Origin of the sequence: uncultured Pseudoalteromonas sp., from assembly GCF_963922945.1 — a bacterium.
Classification (GTDB): Bacteria; Pseudomonadota; Gammaproteobacteria; order Enterobacterales; family Alteromonadaceae; genus Pseudoalteromonas.
Genome location: NZ_CAWUKC010000186.1, coordinates 1 through 1905 on the forward strand (window position 1 = coordinate 1; position 1905 = coordinate 1905).

The 1905-nt window shown below is 42.4% G+C and carries 1 protein-coding gene and 1 pseudogene; one reads left to right on the forward strand and one right to left on the reverse strand.

The features are described from left to right. The coding region (gene pepA / locus AABI99_RS18205) for a leucyl aminopeptidase (RefSeq protein ID WP_338367530.1) at positions 1-1484 on the reverse strand (1484 nt) is incomplete at its 3' end. Between the two features lie 308 nt (positions 1485-1792). Between pepA and AABI99_RS18210 the strand changes: the two are divergent. Continuing rightward, positions 1793-1905: pseudogene (locus AABI99_RS18210) on the forward strand (LPS export ABC transporter permease LptF); the annotation flags it as partial.

The following is a 1905-nucleotide window of genomic DNA, read 5'->3' on the forward strand; positions in this document are numbered from 1 at the left end:
GCTCGGTTTAATAAATACTGAGTAAGCATAGGAACTGGGCGACCCGTTGCGCCTTTTTTAGCGCCACTGCGCCACGCGGTGCCGGCTACATCTAAATGTGCCCAGTTATATTTTTTAGTAAACTTAGATAAGAAACACGCAGCAGTAATAGTCCCTGCTGAGCGCCCACCTAAATTTGTAAAATCGGCAAATGGGCTATCTAGTTGATCTTGATAGTCATCCCACAGCGGCAACTGCCATGCACGGTCGCCACTTTGCTCAGACGCTTTTAATAAGTCATGCGCCAGCGGGTTGTGGTTTGACAGTAAACCTGTAGCGTGTGCACCAAGAGCAACAATACATGCACCGGTTAGGGTGGCTACGTCAATGACTGTGTCTGGGTCAAAACGCTCAACGTAAGTGAGAGCATCACACAGTACTAAGCGGCCTTCGGCATCAGTATTAAGTACTTCAACGGTTTGGCCCGACATAGTTGTTAAAATATCACCTGGGCGGTACGCGTTAGAGCTTGGCATGTTTTCACAGCCGGCTAATACACCAATCACGTTAATAGGCAGCTGCATTTGCGCAAGTGCTCGCATAGCGCCAATAACACCAGCAGCACCACCCATGTCGTATTTCATTTCATCCATAGCTTCGCCAGGTTTGAGTGAAATACCGCCTGAGTCAAACGTTAACCCTTTGCCTACCAGTACAATCGGTGCTTGGTCATCGGCTGCGCCTTTGTAGTTTATAACCGACATAACCGATTCGTTATCGCTTCCGCGACCAACTGCTAAGTATGAGTTCATACCTAGCTCGGCCATTTTTTCTTCACCAATAATATCAACGGTGATGTTGTCAAAATTGCTAGCCAGCTCTTGCGCTTGTTCGCCTAAATAAGCAGGGTTGCAAATGTTAGGTGGCATGTTGGCTACGTCTTTACATAGCTTACTACCTGCGGCAATGGCTAAACCATGCTCAATAGCGCTTTCACCAATGGTCAGCTCGCGACGCGTTGGTACGTTAAACACAATTTTACGAAGTGGACGGCGAGGGTCTACTTTTTTGCTTTTTAATTGGTTAAACGTGTATAAACAATCTTGTGTTGTCTCGACTGCTTGGCGAACTTTCCAGTAGGTATCACGACCTTTAACATGTTGCTCGGTTAAAAAGCACACTGCTTCCATTGAGCCTGTTTCGTTTAAGGTGTTAATTGTTTTAGAAATTATTTGTTTATATTGCTTATCATCAAGCTCGCGCTCTTTACCACAGCCAACAAGCAATACGCGCTCGCTTAAAACGTTAGGTACATGATGCAATAATAACACTTGCCCTGGTTTACCTTCTAGGTCGCCACGGCGTAATAAATTTGAGATATAACCATCGCTGATTTTATCGAGTTGTTCACCAATGGGGGATAACCTACGTGGTTCGTAAACGCCAACGACGATACACGCGCTGCGTTGTTTTTCTGGGCTACCACTTTTTACGTTAAATTCCATTGTTACTCCTGGTTGTGAGTCATTTAGGTTATTAATAGGGGCTAAAAAAATAAAATCTAGTCTTAGCTACGTAACTTATGTAGGGATAATATTAATTTTAGCTGATTTTTTCTGACTCTTACTGTGTAATTGAACTTTATATGTTTAAGGGCTACTAATGCAACAATATATCCTGCACTTAGGTAGGATAATTAATTTTGTTGGCTTATAATAACGACTTATTTACCAAGTAAAACTGGGTAAAATAACTACTTTATTATCAAATTATCACTATTGTAGTGAAATTCTATGTTTAACAGGGGCGAGCATTGCTTATTTTTCGTTATTTGACCGCTGAGGTTTTAAAATCGCAGGTCGCCGTATTTTTAACTTTAATGACCATTTTTGTGTCACAAAAGTTTGTGGTTATTTTAGGAGATGC